Here is a 17,075-nt window from a genome sequence, read left to right as displayed (position 1 = left end):
CCGGTTATCCGGCCTTTTCTGTACTTTCTTTTCCTCAACGCCCCCGTCAAGTTCGAGAAATTCTTTCAGTGAATCACATTGCCGCTTTAAAAATACCGACAATGTCCTGATGTGTCCCCTGAATCGGGTTAGTCAGCGCACAGGCATCGTTGAGGGCATTGGTCGCCAGCGTAGTAAAATCTTCCTCTTTGACCTTCAAATCGCGCAACCCCGCAGGGATCCCCACGTCGCGCGCCAGCTGGCGGATGGCATCGATACAGGCTTTCGCACCTTGCTCATCACTCATGTCCGCCACATCGATATGCATCGCCGCGGCCACTTCTTTCAGGCGCGGGCTGGCGACGCGGGCATTGTATTCCTGCACGAACGGCAGCAGCACTGCGTTACAAACACCGTGTGGCAGGTTATAGAAACCGCCAAGCTGATGCGCCATGGCATGCACGTAGCCGAGTGACGCATTGTTAAAGGCCATTCCGGCGAGGAACTGCGCGTATGCCATGTTCTCACGGGCCTGCATATTGGCGCCGTCTTCCACGGCGGTACGCAATGACTCTGCAATCATAGTGACGGCTTTCAGAGCGCAGGCATCCGTTATCGGGTTCGCCGCGCTGGAGACGTAAGCTTCAATGGCATGAGTCAGGGCATCCATCCCGGTGGCAGCCGTCAGCCCTTTAGGCATTCCGACCATCAGATGAGGATCGTTGACGGACATCAGCGGTGTGACGTTTTTATCGACGATAGCCATTTTGATGTGGCGTTCTTCATCAGTGATGATGCAAAAACGGGTCATTTCTGACGCAGTACCGGCTGTGGTGTTAATGGATATCAGCGGCAACTGAGGTTTTGCCGAGCGGTCTACGCCCTCATAATCTTTAATGTCACCGCCATTGGTGGCGAGCAGCGCAATGCCTTTAGCACAGTCATGCGGAGAGCCGCCGCCGAGCGAAATTACGCAGTCACAGCCATCGCGTTGCAGAACGTCCAGGCCTTCGCGCACATTGCGGGTGGTTGGGTTAGGGTGCGTGCCGTGGTAGACGCTGCTTTGCACATCGCTTTGCGCCAGTAATTCCTGAACCTGTTTAACGACGCCGATATCGAATAACACTTTATCGGTAACGATCAATGCATGATGAAAACCGTGTTGGGAGATGGCGGCGGCGGCCTCGCTGAGTGCGCCGGAACCGATGACATTGACAGAAGGGATAAAGAAAGTTGCAGTAGCCATAATGTATTTCCTTATTGTTAATTCTTAGTGGGTACAAGGAAATCTTATGATTGTTACCGGTAACACGATTTGATCTGACGCAATATTTGCTGTTTTTTATCGCAAAAAGCCAGTGCTAATCCTCATGAATATTAAGGTTATTATCTGTTTCGCTCAGTGTTTTTCAAAGGGAGTCCGTGATGCGGCATCAGGTAAACTCCATCAGAGATATTACTCATTCATCAGATCAATTTGTTTGGCTGAATACACCTGGCTGCCGTGGGCGGGGCGGCTGAACAAAGGTATAATGACCGCAGGAAATATTGGCTGAGGTTGAAGTGACAGAAACAGTGATGAACGAGACAAAGGGTGATGAAGAATGGATGCAATATGCCATGACTCTGGCTCTGAAAGCGCAGGATGAAGGCGAAGTGCCGGTGGGCGCTGTATTGGTTTTGGATAACCGGGTCATTGGTGAAGGCTGGAACCGTTCCATCGGGCATCACGATCCGACTGCACATGCCGAAATTATGGCGTTGCGCCAGGGCGGCTGCGCGGTGCAAAACTACCGCCTGATTGATGCCACGCTGTATGTCACTCTGGAGCCTTGCGTGATGTGTGCCGGCGCGATGATTCACAGCCGGATCCGCCGTGTGGTGTATGGCGCGGCAGATGCTAAAACCGGTGCCGCCGGATCACTGCTCGACGTGCTGCGCCATCCGGGCATGAATCATCAGATAGAGATTACCTCCGGCGTTCTGGCGCAGGCGTGTTCGGAACAGCTGAGCGCTTTTTTCCGTTATCGTCGCAGTCAGAAAAAAGCCCTCAGACTGGCGAAACGCGCTGCTGAACAAGGCGCAGAGCCGGAATAACCCCGCCTGCCTTACTCTGTCTTACTCTGCCAGCGCTTCCTTCGCTTCCACCGCCGGATAGCCCTGGCCTAACTGGGCCTGCAATGCCGCCTGCTGCGCCAGCTGTTTCTCTTTTTCCGTCAGATATCCCACCAGACTGAGCTGATAGCGGCGGATATTTTCCACGTAATTATAAGCCTGCGTCCCGCGCGCATACCCGTAGGTGGTGCGGCCCGCGAAGCGTTTCTGATTGAGCATAGGCAGACGCTGCTTCACATCCGCCCAGCTGTCGGGGTTGCCTTTCTGCTGCGCCGTCAGTTTGCGGGCATCCAGCATGTGGCCGTAACCCATGTTATAGGCCGCAAGGGCAAACCAGATTTTCTCGTCCTGCGGAATGCTGTCCGGCATTTTCTCCATCAGTCGCGACAGATAGAGCGCGCCGCCACGGATACTTTGCTCGGCATCGGTCCGGTCATCCACGTCCAGCCCCGAGGCGGTGGCACGGGTTAGCATCATCACACCGCGCACGCCGGTGGGTGATTTGGCCTGCGGATCCCAGTGTGATTCCTGATACGCGATGGCGGCGAGTAAGCGCCAGTCGATATCCTGCGCGTATTTTTCGAACAATGGCTGCAAGTCAGGCAGCGTTTTGTCGATGGCGTTCAGGAAAGTGCGTGTATCGACGTAATCGAAATCGCCGACGTGGCCGAGGTATTTCTCCTCGAGCTTTTGCAGAGTGCCGTCGTCGGCAATCTGGCTGAAAAAGTCGAGCATAGCGGCGGACAGGCTGTCGTCGTCAGGCTGCTTGCGGTAATACCAGGTGACGGGTTCATCTTCGGTAACGTCAAACGCGACGGCTAGGCGTGGATAGACACGCTGCATCAGCGCGATAGTCACTGAATCGCCCAGCGTGTAATCCAGTTTGCCATTTTCCACCTGCTGCAGAAGGTCGCGTGGCGACATCTTGTCTGTGGTGCTCCACGTCAGGTTGGGGAATTTTTTGCCTGCGGCTTCCAGTGTCGGGATGTGCGCGGTTCCGGCGGAAACCACCAGAGTGCCTTTAATGTCGGCAAAACTTTTTGGCCGGGCGGAGCCCTGCCGGTAAACCAGTTGCTGGGAGATGGAATAGTATTCCGGCCCGGCGCGGTAGTTTTTCAGCCGTTCATTGTTGTAGACCAGACCGGACGCCAGCATGTCGGCTTTATCGTGATCGAGTTCGTTGAACATCGCGTCGACGGTGGTGTGCTGAGAGACGACGAGCTTCACCCCCAGATAATCTGCGAAGCGTTTTGCCAGTTCGTAATCGAAGCCGAGATTACCTTCCGGTGAGTCCATAAAAGTCAGTGGAGAATTGAGCGTGCTGACGCGCAATTCTCCACGGGATTTTATTTGATCCAGCTGGTCACCTTCACCCCGATGCCACGGCACGGCAGGCCATAAGGCCAGCGCCAGCAACAGGGCGGCAATTCCCATGAGGAAATAATTAAATTTTAGTCGCTTCAAATAGTTATCTCGCTGCGGCGCTCTTGTTTTTTTACGATATGCTGTGCAGTTTGTATGGTTATATCCCCAGTGCTGACGCATTTTGCTCAACAAAACGACAGTCTGCAACTTTATTCATAATACCCGCACGAAATGCCTGCCTATAAATGAATATCAATATTCACTGCGCAAACGGTTTCGTCGGGCGAAGGCTTTCTTTATAATAGGCCGCGTTTTCCCCCTGTTGCGCCCAATGAAGCACTGTGGTCAGTGTCTTCGAAGACGAGAGATCTGTGATTATGGAAATACTGCGTGGTTCGCCCGCTTTGTCGGCTTTTCGCATTAATAAATTGTTGTCCCGCTGTCAGGATGCCCGCCTTCCGGTCAGCGATATCTACGCCGAATATGTACACTTTGCCGATGTCAGCGCGCCGCTGAGTTCGGACGAACAAACCAAGTTACAACGCCTCCTGAAATACGGTCCTTCTCTCGCTGAACACGCTCCAACCGGTCGTTTACTGCTGGTCACGCCACGCCCTGGCACCATTTCTCCTTGGTCTTCCAAAGCCACTGACATTGCACACAACTGCGGTTTGTCGCAGGTTCTGCGTCTGGAGCGCGGTCTGGCCTTCTACGTGCAGGCACCGCAGCTGACCGAAGCGCAGTGGGCACAGCTGGGCGCTTTATTGCATGACCGGATGATGGAAACACTCTTCGGCAATCTGGAAGACGCCAGTGCGCTGTTTGCACAGCATCAGCCTGCGCCGGTGCAGCACGTTGATATTCTCGGCGAAGGCCGCAGCGCGCTGGAAACGGCCAACATCAAACTGGGTCTGGCGCTGGCGCAGGACGAAATTGATTACCTGATGGAAGCCTTCACGTCGTTGGGGCGCAACCCGACTGACATCGAGCTGTATATGTTCGCGCAGGCTAACTCCGAACACTGCCGTCATAAAATCTTCAACGCTGACTGGATTATTGACGGCGAAACGCAGCCGAAATCCTTGTTCAAGATGATCAAGAACACCTTCGAGCAGACGCCCGATCACGTGCTGTCCGCGTATAAAGACAACGCCGCCGTGATGGAGGGTTCGCAGGTCGGTCGTTTTTACGCCGATGCGAAAGACGGTCTGTACGATTTCCATCAGGAGCAGGCGCATATTCTGATGAAGGTCGAAACGCATAACCACCCGACGGCGATTTCTCCCTGGCCGGGTGCGGCAACCGGCTCCGGCGGTGAAATCCGTGATGAAGGCGCAACCGGTCGCGGTGCAAAACCGAAAGCCGGTCTGGTCGGTTTCTCCGTTTCCAACCTGCGTATTCCGGGCTTTGAACAGCCGTGGGAAGAAGATTTCGGTAAGCCGGATCGTATCGTGACCGCGCTGGATATCATGACCGACGGCCCGCTGGGCGGCGCTGCGTTCAACAACGAATTCGGTCGTCCGGCACTGCTGGGCTACTTCCGTACTTATGAAGAAAACGTCAACAGCCACAACGGCCCTGAACTGCGCGGTTATCACAAGCCGATCATGCTGGCCGGGGGTATCGGCAACATCCGTGCCGATCACGTGCAGAAAGGTGAAATCACCGTTGGCGCGAAACTGATTGTGCTCGGCGGCCCGGCGATGAATATCGGTCTGGGCGGCGGTGCGGCTTCTTCGATGGCCTCAGGTCAGTCGGATGCGGATCTGGATTTTGCTTCCGTACAGCGCGATAACCCGGAAATGGAACGTCGTTGCCAGGAAGTGATCGACCGCTGCTGGCAGCTCGGCGAAGACAACCCGATTCTGTTTATCCATGACGTCGGTGCCGGTGGTTTGTCCAACGCCATGCCGGAACTGGTGAGCGATGGCAACCGTGGCGGTCGTTTCCAGCTGCGCGACATCCTCAACGACGAACCGGGCATGAGCCCGCTGGAAGTCTGGTGTAACGAATCTCAGGAACGTTATGTCATGGCCGTCGCACCGGCACAGCTGGCGCAGTTTGATGCCATCTGTAAACGTGAGCGCGCACCTTACGCGGTGATCGGTGAAGCCACTGAAGAAATGCATCTGACTCTGGAAGACAGCCATTTCGACAATCAGCCGATTGATATGCCGCTCGACGTTCTGCTGGGTAAAACGCCAAAAATGACCCGCGACGTCACCACGCTGAAAGCCAACGGCGACGACCTGAATGCGGAAAATATTCAGATTGCTGAAGCGGTAAACCGCGTTCTGCATCTGCCGGCGGTTGCCGAGAAAACCTTCCTGATCACCATCGGCGACCGTACCGTCACCGGTATGGTGGCGCGCGACCAGATGGTGGGGCCGTGGCAAATCCCGGTTGCTGACTGCGCGGTCACGACCGCCAGCCTCGACAGCTACCACGGTGAAGCGATGTCACTGGGCGAACGTGCGCCAATCGCCTTACTGGACTTCGCCGCCTCGGGTCGTATGGCCGTGGGCGAAGCGCTGACCAACATCGCCGCTGTCGAAATCGGCAGCCTGAAACGCGTTAAGCTTTCAGCGAACTGGATGTCTGCCGCCGGTCACCCTGGCGAAGATGCCGGGTTATATGCCGCGGTGAAAGCGGTGGGTGAAGAGCTTTGTCCGGCGCTGGGCATTACCATTCCGGTGGGCAAAGACTCTATGTCGATGAAAACCCGCTGGCAGGAAGGCAACGAACAACGCGAAATGACCTCACCTCTTTCTCTGGTGATTACGGCATTTGCCCGCGTTGAAGACGTGCGCCACACCGTGACGCCGCAACTGCGCACGGATAAAGGTGACACCGCGCTGCTGCTGGTGGATCTGGGTGCCGGCCATAACGCACTGGGTGCGACGGCGCTGGCGCAGGTTTACCGTCAGCTCGGCAATACGCCTGCTGATGTGCGCAGCGCAGAGCAACTGGGTGGCTTCTTCAACGCCATGCAGGCGCTGGTGTCTGAGCAAAAATTACTGGCTTACCATGACCGTTCCGACGGTGGTCTGCTGGTGACGCTGGCTGAAATGGCCTTCGCCGGGCATTGCGGCCTGACTGCCGATATCGCGGCGCTGGGTAACGATTCGCTGGCAGCCTTGTTCAACGAAGAACTGGGCGCGGTGATCCAGGTGCGTGCATCAGACCGTGAAGCGGTTGAGAAAACGCTGGCTGATTTTGGTCTGGCGGATTGCACACATTATCTCGGCACCGCAGAAACCGGCGATCGCTTCATCATTTCTTCCGGCAGCAAGCCGGTGTACAGCGAAAGCCGTACCACGCTGCGTACCTGGTGGGCAGAAACCACCTGGCAGATGCAGCGTCTGCGCGATAACCCGGAATGTGCCGATCAGGAACATCAGGCCAAAACTCAGGATCTCGATCCGGGTCTGAACGTCAAACTGACATTTGCTCCTGACGAAGACGTGGCTGCGCCGTACATCGCGAAGGGCGCGCGTCCGAAAGTGGCGGTACTGCGCGAGCAGGGCGTTAACTCCCACGTTGAGATGGCTGCCGCTTTCCACCGTGCAGGTTTTGATGCGGTAGATGTGCACATGAGTGATTTGCTGGCCGGTCGCCGTGATTTGCAGGACTTCCACACGCTGGTGGCGTGCGGCGGGTTCTCTTACGGTGACGTGCTGGGCGCGGGTGAAGGCTGGGCGAAATCAGTCCTGTTCAACGACCGCGTGCGTGAAGAGTTCGAAGAGTTCTTCCACCGTCCGCAAACGCTGGCGCTGGGCGTATGTAACGGCTGCCAGATGATGTCGAACCTGAAAGAGCTGATCCCGGGGGCTGAACACTGGCCGCGCTTTGTGCGTAACCTGTCTGATCGCTTTGAAGCACGCTTCAGCCTGGTAGAAGTGACCGCCAGCTCGTCGATGTTCATGCAGGGCATGGCCGGTTCACGTATGCCTATCGCCGTTTCCCACGGTGAAGGTCACGTGGAAGTGCGTGATGCGGCGCATCTGGCACAAATCGAGCACAGCAACCTGGTGGCGCTGCGTTTTGTGGATAACAACGGTCAGGCGACGGAAGCCTATCCGGCGAACCCGAACGGCTCTCCGAATGGGATTACGGCGGTGACCAACCTGTCAGGCCGCGTCACCGTTATGATGCCGCACCCTGAGCGCGTATTCCGTACTGTCAGCAACTCCTGGCATCCGGAAGAGTGGGGCGAAGACAGCCCGTGGATGCGCATGTTCCGCAATGCGCGTAAACAGCTCGGTTGATGCTTAACCGGCGTCAGTAATAAAAATCCGCAGTGCGAAAGCCTGCGGATTTTTTTATGTCAGGGCATCTCTGAAAGAAAGCAGTCATCCGTCAGCGCCGCCAGACGGAACTCATTTTTCCGCGTTCCGCCGTTCATCATCGTTCTAAGGTGCTGTTTTTTAACGGCATAAAAGATCTATTTATTCGATTTATGTTTTCTTAATATATCATTCAGTATTCATATTTATTTGACGTCATATAATGTCCTGGTCAACTCAACAGGGCAATAACGCCAATGAAAAATAATCATTTCGTGAATATTCGCGCAGTAGTTTCATATTCTTTTTTCACCCTTTCCTTATTAGGTGCCGGTTATGTTCAGGCCGGTGAAAGTCATATTATTCCGCCCGCTCAGGCAGTCTCCGGGCAGGAAAATAACGACGGATTGTGGTCAACATTTAAAAATAATATTGCTGAAACCTGGAATGCACCCCAGCAGCAAGATCTGTTTCTTCCGGTATTAACCCGCCACAACCGGCATACGCACAGTAAAAAACAAATTGATGGTTATAATGAGCATCCCTGGGGCGGCGGTTACGGGGTGTCACGTTATGACGAAAAAGGAAACTGGCATGCGCTTTATGCCATGGCATTTAAAGATTCTTTTAATAAATGGGAGCCCGTCGCCGGTTACGGTTATGAAAAAATATGGCAACCCCTGAGTGATAAAGAGTTTCGTTTAGGTGCCGGGTATGTTGCCGCTGTATCGGCGCGTGATAATTATGATTACGTTCCTTTCCCGATGGTGCTGCCTTTGGTGTCAGCAGGCTACTCAAGGCTGACCTTCCAGGCCACTTATGTGCCCGGCGGCAACAGTAAGGGGAACGTATTGTTTGGCTGGTTCCGCTTTCAGTTCTAAAACTTTCTTCAATTAACTATACAGTACATTAAGATTATTCCTGATGTGTTTTATGATTCCAGTTTTGCTGAATCAGCGGACATAAGACGTTTATCTAAACGAGGCCTAAATAAATTACGGATAAATCTGATAATAGAAATCTTAAATGCTGTAAATTCATCGAATTGAAAATGTGCAGATGTTTTTGTTATACCTTCGTTTAATTTATTGAGCCATGATTTGTTTATGATGCACCCCTAAACAGGGAGTTATTGTGAATATGTCTATCAACAAATTAATCTGTTATGTGGGTGTTGTATTATCGCTGGGATTGAGTTCACCGGTTTGGGCAACCAACAGCGGTGTTAATCCGACGAACACACCCAATTGGGACGGAAAGGAATCTATTTTTCCAGGCATGTGGGATACGTTCAAAGAAAACGTGGCCGAAACCTGGAACGCGCCTGAGGCGCAGGACGTTTATCTGCCGGTGATTACCTGGCATAACCGTCTTACCTACGATAAAGAAAAAACCGACAAATATAACGAGCGTCCATGGGGCGGCGGTTATGGTATTTCCCGGTATGATGATAAAGGGAACTGGCACGGCATTTATTTCATGGCGTTTAAAGACTCGCATAATAAATGGGAACCGATTGGCGGTTACGGTTGGGAAAAAATATGGACGCCTGCAGAAGATAAAAATTTTCGTGTAGGTCTGGGCTATACCGCGGCGGTGACGGCGCGGGATGATTACGAATATATCCCCATTCCCATCGTGTTGCCGCTGGCCTCCGTCGGCTATAACAAACTGACCTTTCAGGCGACCTATATTCCGGGCACCTACAATAACGGCAATGTTTTCTTTGCCTGGCTGCGATATCAGTTCTGATCCGGTTTCTTTGTGACTGAACAATACACAGGGCGCAGGTTGTGAACCTGATCCCCCACTTCTGATGAATATTCCACTATGCTAAAAATTCACCGCAGGAATCAATCCGTTGGTTTCTGCGGTGTTTTTGTTTTCAGGGAATCTGTAAAACTATTCATTAAGAGGATCACTCGTGAAAAAAGCATCCCGTTATCTTGCGTTGTCAGCCTTTGCCTGCGTTTTACCGCTCATCTTACCGGCCGCTCAGGCTGCACAGTCTGATAATCTCGAACTGCAACAAGTGCTGGTGCTCAGCCGCCACGGCATTCGCGCGCCGCTGGTGAATTATGGTGATGTGCTTGCCGAATCCACCACGCACACCTGGCCGGTGTGGAAAACCGAAGGCGGATTACTGACGCCAAAAGGCGGCCAGATTTCTGAACACATGGGGCATTATTTCCGCGCTTGGCTGGCAAAGGACAAACTCCTGCCCGCCACCGGATGCCCGGAAAATGCGCAGGTCTTTACCTACGCCAACAGCCTGCCGCGCACCATTGATACCGCGAAGCATTTCACCACCGGGGCTTTCCCTGGCTGTGATGTCACGGTGCTTAACCGCGTTGAAGTCGGCAAAATGGATCCGGTGTTTAACCCGATCATTACCGCAGAAGTGAACGATACCTTTAAAACCGGCGCACTGAATTCCATTAACCAACACGCAGGTGAGGGCGGTCTGACGGGGTTGAATCAGCGCCTCAAGCCAAACTACCAGTTGCTGGAAAGTATCCTCGATTACAAAAACAGCAAGATCTGTAAAGAGAAGCAGCAGTGCGATCTGGCTTCTCAGCCATCGGATGTGGTGCTGACGCAGGGCAAAGAGCCGGGAATTACCGGGCCTCTGCGAATGGCGACCGGCGCGACCGATGCGTTCATGTTGCAGTATTACGAAGGTTTCCCGATGAAGGATATCGCCTGGGGAAAAATCAGTACGCCTGAGCAATGGACACAGCTGGAAAATATCAAAAATCTGTATCACGAGACGCTGTTCGGCTCTCCGGCCATTGCTGCGAACGCGGCTAAACCGCTGCTGACCTTTATTGCCGGTGCGCTGGATCCACAACACGCCAATACCGCCGATGAGAAAGCGGCTCAGCAGGCAAAACTGGCGGTGCTGGTCGGGCATGATTCCAATATCGCTTCTCTGCTCGCCGCACTGAAAACGCAGGATTACCAGCTGCCGGGCCAGTACGAACGTACGCCGATCAGCGGCACCGTGGTCTTCCAGCGCTGGCATGACAAGCAGGCCAATAAAGATTTGATGAAAATCGAATACGTTTATCCGACGGCGAAGCAGATCCGTAACAATGTGGCACTGAGCCTTAAAAATCCGCCTCAGCGTGTGACGTTGCAAATCGACGGCTGTACTGTCGATAAACAAGGTTTCTGCCCGATGGAAGAATTTACTCAGGCATTGCAAAAAGATATACAGGGCTGAGTGCTTTAGCCGCTGGCTGGCAATAGATAGTGTTTTAAGTTAGTTAGCGGCGTCTTCCGGCTGCCCGATAATGTGTCAGGTCCTTTTACTCTGGCACATTATGGCGTCCTCTTCGTTTTACCTCAGCGCCCGTCAGCGGGCCGACATCACCTCCCGCTCCCGCCATGTCTGGTGGCGATGGGAAATTCCCACCTGGCTGCTGATTGTCTCGGTCTACGGCGGCTGGTTTGCAACGGTGTTTTACTGGCATCAACTCGGGCCATGGTTGGGCACGCCGCTGCTTGTCTGGTTCACCACCTGGTATATGTCGCTGCAACATGAACTCATCCATGGGCATCCGACCCGCAAACCCTGGCTGAACCAGCTGTTCGGCACCTTGCCGCTGGCGGTCTGGTATCCCTACGGCCTGTATCGCGATACGCATTTACAACATCACCGCAATGAACATCTCACGCTGCCCGGCGATGACCCGGAGGGCTATTACTTCAGCCGCGCCAGCTGGGAAAATCTGTCGCCCGCCATGAAAGCGGTCGTCCGCCTGCGCAATACCTTGCCGGGTAGGATGCTGCTCGGCCCGCTGTCAGATATCGTGAGTACGCTGACCGGGGCGCTGCTGGCCGTACTGCGCGGAGAGTGGCGCCCGGTGACTATGTGGCTGGCGCATGGCGCGATGCTGGCGGTGTTACTTGGCTGGATGGCGCAGCGCGGGCTGTCGCCGCTGTATTTTGTTCTGGCCGTAAGTTATCCGGCATTGAGCCTGACCAAAGTCCGGTCCTTCTTCGAGCACCGTGCAGAACATGCACCGCAAGCGAGATCGACACTGAATGAAGCGGGTTTTGTGTGGCGTCTGCTGTTTCTCAATCTGAACTATCACCTGGTGCATCACGATTTGCCGGGGGTGCCGTGGTTTGCGCTGCGTCAGGTCTATTTTTCCGACCGCGAAGCCTACAAAGCGCGCAGCGAGGGGTTTGTGGTGAAAGGTTACCGGCAGTGGTTTCGCGACCACACGCGTTCGCCGGTAAAAGTGGAAAGCCATCCTTTTGCGCCGGATGCAATAGCGGCGCAACTGCAGCGCAGCGACTATGATTATCAGCAGGAAACCCTCTGACGGAGTCGCCGGATAATGCTGATGTCCTTACCGATGTACGCCATTTCACCTGCCGACGTGGAGGCCTTCGCCAGCGTTTTGCGCGATAAACTCCGGCGGCTTGGCCTGTCTGATACCCCCGATACCCTGAGCTGGCCGCAGGATTTACTGGCTCACTGGCAAATGCCTGATTTACTGCTGAGCCAGACCTGCGGATTTCCGCTGGTAGAAAGCCTGCCTGAGGTGCAACTGGTCGGCACATTCAGCTATCTCGCGCCGGGCTGTGATGGTTTTCGTTATCGAAGTTTTTTAGTCGCGCGCGAGGACGATCAGGGGCGCCATCTGGCCGATTTCCGCCACCGGCGTCTGGCCTTTAACAGCACCGATTCTCAGTCTGGCTACAACAGCCTGCGTGCATTGGTTGCGCCGCTGGCACACGCCGGGCAATTCTTTTCTGCCGCCAGCGCCACCGGCAGCCACCGGGAGTCGCTGCACGTTGTTCAGCAGAATAAAGCGGATATCGCGGCGGTGGATTGCGTCACCATGGCGTTGCTGCAGCGCTCAGAACCGGACGCGCTTCGCGGCCTGATTGTGGTCGGACAAACGGCGGCCGTTCCCGGCCTGCCGCTTATCACTTCGTCACACACCTCCCCCGGACATCTGCTCCTGTTGCGGCAGGCGCTGCGTGAAATCGCGCAGGAACCGGTCAGCCAGCCGCTGCTGATCGAGGCATTTACGGAAGTCCCGAGGCGGGCTTACGGGGTGATCACCCTGATGAAAGAGATTGCTCAGTCGTTTGGCGTGAGCGAGCTCACCCTGCAAAAAACGGCGTAAAAAAACCGGGCTTCTCAGCCCGGCGAGGGTATACGCGCTTCATCTGTTTCAGTGCGTTTCAATAGGGTAATCTTCGTTTACGTCGCCCCATTCCGCCCAGGAACCGTCGTACAACGACACTTCTTTCACACCCAGCGCATCCAGCCCGAATGCCAGTGCGGCGGCAGTCACGCCCGATCCGCAACTGGTGATCACCGGTTTATGCAGATCCACGCCCAGACGTTCAAAGGTTGCTTTCAGCGCATCCGGCGCTTTCAGGTGCCCGTCCTGCGTCAGCTCAGTAAAAGGCACGCTGATACTGCCGGGGATATGGCCGCCGTGCAGACCCGGACGCGGTTCCGGCGCTTCAGCTTTAAAGCGCGCCAGCGAACGGGCGTCGATGATTTGCACCTTGCCGAGTGACGCCTTGACCTGCTGCGCGTCGACCACCACCGGACGTACCAGTTTTGCGTTAAACGTTGATGGCACACGGGTGTGTTCGCCGCTTTGTGTCGGTTTGCCTTCGGCAATCCAGGCATTCAGCCCCCCGTCCAGCACGCGTACACTTTTCGCGCCGAAGCTGGTCAGCATCCACCAGACGCGCGGTGCGGAGAACAAATCGCCTTCATCATAAAGCACGATAGTTTGCGTATCGGCCACGCCTAAACGGCTCATCGACGCGGAGAACGCCTCCGCCGTCGGCATCATATGCGGCAGGCCGGTTGAGCAATCGGAGATGGCGTCCACTTCCACGTAAATGGCGTTGGGAATGTGCGCTTCGAGATATTTTCCATGGAAATCAATCGGCGGCGTAATGCCGGGCTTGGATTTACGACAATCGATAATGACGACGTCCGGTGAATTCAGATTCTTCGCCAGCCAGTCGGTAGATACGGTATGGGTAGAAAAAGTCATGTTCAGTGCCTTATCTTTTTTGTGAAGCCAGCTCAGAGATCGCCTGGGATCAGGGAATAGACCCAGGCGTCGCGCGGCTGACCATGATAATAAAGCCGGTTGCGGTGCAGGCCTTCGGAAGTGGCGCCTGCTTTTTCCGCCACGCGGCGGCTGCGGGCATTGCCTTCCATCGCCACAATTTCCAGTCGCGTCAGTTCGAGTTCGGTAAAGGCGAAACGTGCCGCGGCTCTGACCGCCAGCGTTGCCAGACCGCGCCCGGTGTAACCGGTGCGGATCCAATAGCCGAGATTGGCGAACTTATATTCATGAACGATGCGGTTCAGGCTCACGCTGCCAATCAGATTACCGCTGGCGCGCTCAAACAAACAGAAATTGAACTCAGCGCCGCGATGGCGTTTCAGTTCACTGTCTGCGAGATATTTGCGGCTGTCATCCGCCGTGTAGCTTTCGGTGCACCAGGTTTCCCAGGCGCCAATTTCATTGACCGAATCCTGAATCGCCGCAACGTGCAGCACGGCCTCAAGTTCGGTCGCCACACGAATCTCGATGTCGTCATCCTGATAAATCTGGCGTGTCATCATGATCATTATCCGTCAGTGTAGAAATAATACGGGGAATCAATCGAATCAGCCTCACACATACGGCAATGATATGTCAATTGCCGGGAACGCCGATTTAGTGAGGTAAAACAGGGCTGTCAGCCCGTCAGTTCTCCCCTTCAGGCACCAGCATAACCAGCTTACATTCGGCATATCCCGCCGGAAAAAAGGTCTGCTGGCGGTAACTTTTTCCCCCTTCACGTGGATGATTAAAATGCCGCTCGCCGCCTTCGCGCGCCAGCACCTCCTGCTGCGTCCACCACTGATCAAACCCGGCGCTGCGTTCACGCAGGCTGATAACGGTCTGACGCACCGCATCTGAATGCGCGTAATGGCTGGTTTCGGCGCGAAATTCAGCGACCACCCGCTTGGCGCGCTCCGCCCAGTCGGTGACCAGCTGACGCGCTAAGGGATTGAGAAACATGAAGTCCAGCAGATTAGGCTGAGGATCCACATCCAGCCAGCCGCTGAACAGGGCTCCGGCTGGCGGATTCCACGCCAGCACGTTCCAGCTGCTGTCGAGCAGGTAGGCAGGGCAGGCCAGCTGATTGACGCAGTTTTTCAGGCCAACGCCGGGTGCCGTGGGCGAGGGCACTGCCTGCGGGTCTTTCATCGAGGCTAAACTGAACAGATAGTCACGGGCGGCCGGTTCCATCCGTAACGCTTTGGCGAGACTGTCGAGCGTAGTGGCAGAAATTGACACATCGCGCCCCTGTTCAATCCAGGTGTACCAGGTGGCGCTGATGCCGCTGATTTGTGCCAGCTCTTCGCGGCGCAGTCCGCTGGTCCGGCGGCGCGAGGACCCCGGCAGGCCGACCATTTCGGGCGTGGTGCGTTCGCGGTGCGTGCGCAAAAATAAACCCAGCGCCTTCGGGCCACTGAGCGACTCTGTATTATCCATCATTGTTTTGTCTCAGACAGGAATCAACTCATACCAGTATAAACGCTCATATTGTACCCGTATAGAACAATGCCTATAGTGATTTTGAGGTCACGTGAAACCCGAATTCCTGTGACAAAAAACAAGACAGACAGGAGCAATGATGAACATGAAAAATACCCACAGTCAGGCGGTTGATAAGCAATTTGGTTCACAGGCGCAGGATTATCTGACCAGCGCGGTTCACTCGCAGGGCAAAGATTTGCAACGTCTGGCGACGCTGCTGGCGCCTTATAAAGAGGCGCAGGTGATCGATTTAGGCTGCGGTGCAGGCCATGCCAGTTTTATTGCCGCAGGTGCGGTGAAAAATGTGATCGCCTATGATTTATCCGCGCAAATGCTGGATGTGGTCGCGCAGGCGGCCAGCGACAAACAGCTGAATAACATCACGGTAAGGCAGGGCGTGGCGGAATCGCTGCCGTTCGACGACCACAGCGCGAATGTGATAATCAGCCGTTATTCTGCACACCACTGGCATGATGTCGGACAGGCGCTGCGTGAAGTGGCGCGTGTGCTGAAACCGGGCGGAAAATTCATCATGATGGACGTCGTGTCGCCGGGGCATCCGCTGCTGGATATTTACCTGCAAACCGTCGAGGTGCTGCGCGACACTTCGCATGTTCGCAATTATTCGCCGGGTGAATGGCTGAAGATGGCGTCTGAAGCCGGTCTGATCGCCGGCGAGGTCACAACCGACCGTCTGCCGCTGGAGTACACCAGCTGGATCGCAAGGATGCGCACCCCGGAACACTTCGCTGTGGCTATCCGTGAGCTGCAAAAAGTGATGTCAGATGACGTGGTAAAACATTACGAGATACAGCCCGACGGCACCTTCACCAGCGATATTATGATGCTGGTGGCCTCGAAGAACTGAAATCAGTGACGCTTGCTCATTGTCTTTCCCGACCGGCAGGGGCAATGAGTTTAAGCAGGTTTTGATATTGTTATTGTAAAATATTCATGAGGAATATATATAACGGCTTGTGGGGTAATTACTATATAAATAAATTATGGTTTAATAAATAACACGGCCAGTGAATAAATTGGCAGTGAACTCTTCCCCGAAAACTTATAAACTCCATGGGTCTTTTTATACCTCATGTGTTTATAAGGATATTTCCATGGTTTTTAATTACTTTAACGAACTGTATGATCGTATTATTAATAGGTTTACACGTCAGAATATCGCCATGTTTTTTATCGCTTTGGTGATAGCCGGTTTTTTTATTTTTCCTTCCCGTAATGATCCGATGATTTTTAAAAATGCTGAACAATGCCATACATCCGGCAGCCCAATGGCCCTTTGTCAGTTCTCCGAGTATGCTGCCAGACACTACATGAAGGGAAAAATGAAGAAATTCAGTACCCTTGAGGAATGTCAGGCGGCCTATCATAACGGCGGATGCACTAATAATATGCAAAGCTGGAATTATCCTCAATATCAACCTGAGATGGCGGGCTTTTCAGTCACAGACAAGCCACCGGCACCCAATGATCATTCATGGGGGCAAAGTAAAAGTGGCGAATATCAGGCCTACTATATTCGAGGCTATTATAAATCAGAGAGACTTCATTTCTACCGCACACCTGATTCAGATGAGCGTTTCAAGATCCTTGAGGAAAGCCATTTTCCGAGGCGCCATCGCGGATTGTTTCACCTTTTCTATTAGTCATGGCAGATGTTTTAATTGCCGTGGGTTTTACTGAGCTGACAATAGCCTCTGCAGCAGAGTGTTAATCTTCGCTGCAG

General features: G+C 54.2%; 14 protein-coding genes. 9 read left to right on the top strand and 5 right to left on the bottom strand.

What is annotated here, in order from left to right; genetic code table 11:
- Nucleotides 1-73: 73 nt before the first annotated feature.
- Nucleotides 74-1,225, bottom strand: a complete 1,152-nt coding sequence (yiaY, locus tag J1779_RS24770) for an L-threonine dehydrogenase (protein WP_217205011.1) — start codon at nucleotides 1,223-1,225, stop codon at nucleotides 74-76.
- A gap of 332 nt (nucleotides 1,226-1,557) precedes the next feature.
- On the opposite strand from yiaY, the gene tadA reads away from it, so the two are divergent.
- The gene (gene tadA, locus J1779_RS24765) at nucleotides 1,558-2,076 is read left to right on the top strand and encodes a tRNA adenosine(34) deaminase TadA (RefSeq protein ID WP_217205010.1); all 519 of its coding nucleotides are present in this window, start codon (nucleotides 1,558-1,560) and stop codon (nucleotides 2,074-2,076) included.
- Nucleotides 2,077-2,097: 21 nt separating this feature from the next.
- Here the strand turns inward: tadA and mltF are convergent, their stop codons facing one another.
- Nucleotides 2,098-3,558, bottom strand: coding sequence for a membrane-bound lytic murein transglycosylase MltF (gene mltF, locus J1779_RS24760; RefSeq protein WP_217205009.1), 1,461 nt, complete (start codon nucleotides 3,556-3,558; stop codon nucleotides 2,098-2,100).
- A gap of 278 nt (nucleotides 3,559-3,836) precedes the next feature.
- Between mltF and purL the strand changes: the two genes are divergently transcribed.
- From purL to J1779_RS24730, 6 genes are all read left to right on the top strand, one after another.
- Nucleotides 3,837-7,727, top strand: a complete 3,891-nt coding sequence (gene purL / locus J1779_RS24755) for a phosphoribosylformylglycinamidine synthase (protein WP_217205008.1) — start codon at nucleotides 3,837-3,839, stop codon at nucleotides 7,725-7,727.
- A gap of 275 nt (nucleotides 7,728-8,002) precedes the next feature.
- Nucleotides 8,003-8,626, top strand: a complete 624-nt coding sequence (gene pagP / locus J1779_RS24750) for a lipid IV(A) palmitoyltransferase PagP (protein ID WP_056770890.1) — start codon at nucleotides 8,003-8,005, stop codon at nucleotides 8,624-8,626.
- A 259-nt stretch (nucleotides 8,627-8,885) separates the two neighbouring features.
- Nucleotides 8,886-9,497 carry a lipid IV(A) palmitoyltransferase PagP gene (pagP, locus tag J1779_RS24745; protein ID WP_217205007.1) on the top strand — a complete coding sequence of 204 codons (612 nt, stop codon included), beginning with the start codon at nucleotides 8,886-8,888 and terminating at the stop codon, nucleotides 9,495-9,497.
- 172 nt (nucleotides 9,498-9,669) lie between these two features.
- Nucleotides 9,670-10,971, top strand: a complete 1,302-nt coding sequence (gene agp, locus J1779_RS24740; protein ID WP_217205006.1) for a bifunctional glucose-1-phosphatase/inositol phosphatase — start codon at nucleotides 9,670-9,672, stop codon at nucleotides 10,969-10,971.
- Between the two features lie 100 nt (nucleotides 10,972-11,071).
- Nucleotides 11,072-12,079 (top strand): fatty acid desaturase, encoded by a 1,008-nt coding sequence (locus J1779_RS24735; RefSeq protein ID WP_217205005.1) that lies wholly within the window; start codon nucleotides 11,072-11,074, stop codon nucleotides 12,077-12,079.
- A gap of 15 nt (nucleotides 12,080-12,094) precedes the next feature.
- Nucleotides 12,095-12,892, top strand: coding sequence for a phosphate/phosphite/phosphonate ABC transporter substrate-binding protein (locus J1779_RS24730; protein WP_183848773.1), 798 nt, complete (start codon nucleotides 12,095-12,097; stop codon nucleotides 12,890-12,892).
- Between the two features lie 48 nt (nucleotides 12,893-12,940).
- Here J1779_RS24730 and sseA read toward each other — a convergent pair whose 3' ends face one another.
- From sseA to J1779_RS24715, 3 genes are all read right to left on the bottom strand, one after another.
- A complete protein-coding gene (gene sseA, locus J1779_RS24725; protein WP_056770905.1) occupies nucleotides 12,941-13,786 on the bottom strand; it encodes a 3-mercaptopyruvate sulfurtransferase in 846 nt (281 codons plus the stop codon).
- Between the two features lie 32 nt (nucleotides 13,787-13,818).
- A complete protein-coding gene (locus tag J1779_RS24720) occupies nucleotides 13,819-14,367 on the bottom strand; it encodes a GNAT family N-acetyltransferase (protein WP_056770909.1) in 549 nt (182 codons plus the stop codon).
- A 124-nt stretch (nucleotides 14,368-14,491) separates the two neighbouring features.
- Complete coding sequence (locus J1779_RS24715; RefSeq protein ID WP_217205004.1) at nucleotides 14,492-15,289, bottom strand: helix-turn-helix transcriptional regulator; 798 nt, start codon at nucleotides 15,287-15,289, stop codon at nucleotides 14,492-14,494.
- Between the two features lie 139 nt (nucleotides 15,290-15,428).
- Here J1779_RS24715 and J1779_RS24710 point away from each other — a divergent pair, with 139 nt between their 5' ends.
- Nucleotides 15,429-16,199: a class I SAM-dependent methyltransferase gene (locus J1779_RS24710; protein WP_217205003.1), complete on the top strand. Its 771-nt coding sequence runs from the start codon at nucleotides 15,429-15,431 to the stop codon at nucleotides 16,197-16,199.
- A gap of 247 nt (nucleotides 16,200-16,446) precedes the next feature.
- Entirely contained in the window at nucleotides 16,447-16,995 is a 549-nt protein-coding gene (locus J1779_RS24705; RefSeq protein WP_056770918.1) for a DUF1190 domain-containing protein, read from the top strand.
- The last annotated feature ends 80 nt before the right edge of the window (nucleotides 16,996-17,075 follow it).

The sequence above is a fragment of the Rahnella rivi genome (genome assembly GCF_019049655.1).
Lineage (GTDB): Bacteria > Pseudomonadota > Gammaproteobacteria > Enterobacterales > Enterobacteriaceae > Rahnella > Rahnella rivi.
Note: the sequence above shows the minus strand (reverse complement) of the source record. Positions and strands in the feature narration are given on the sequence as shown.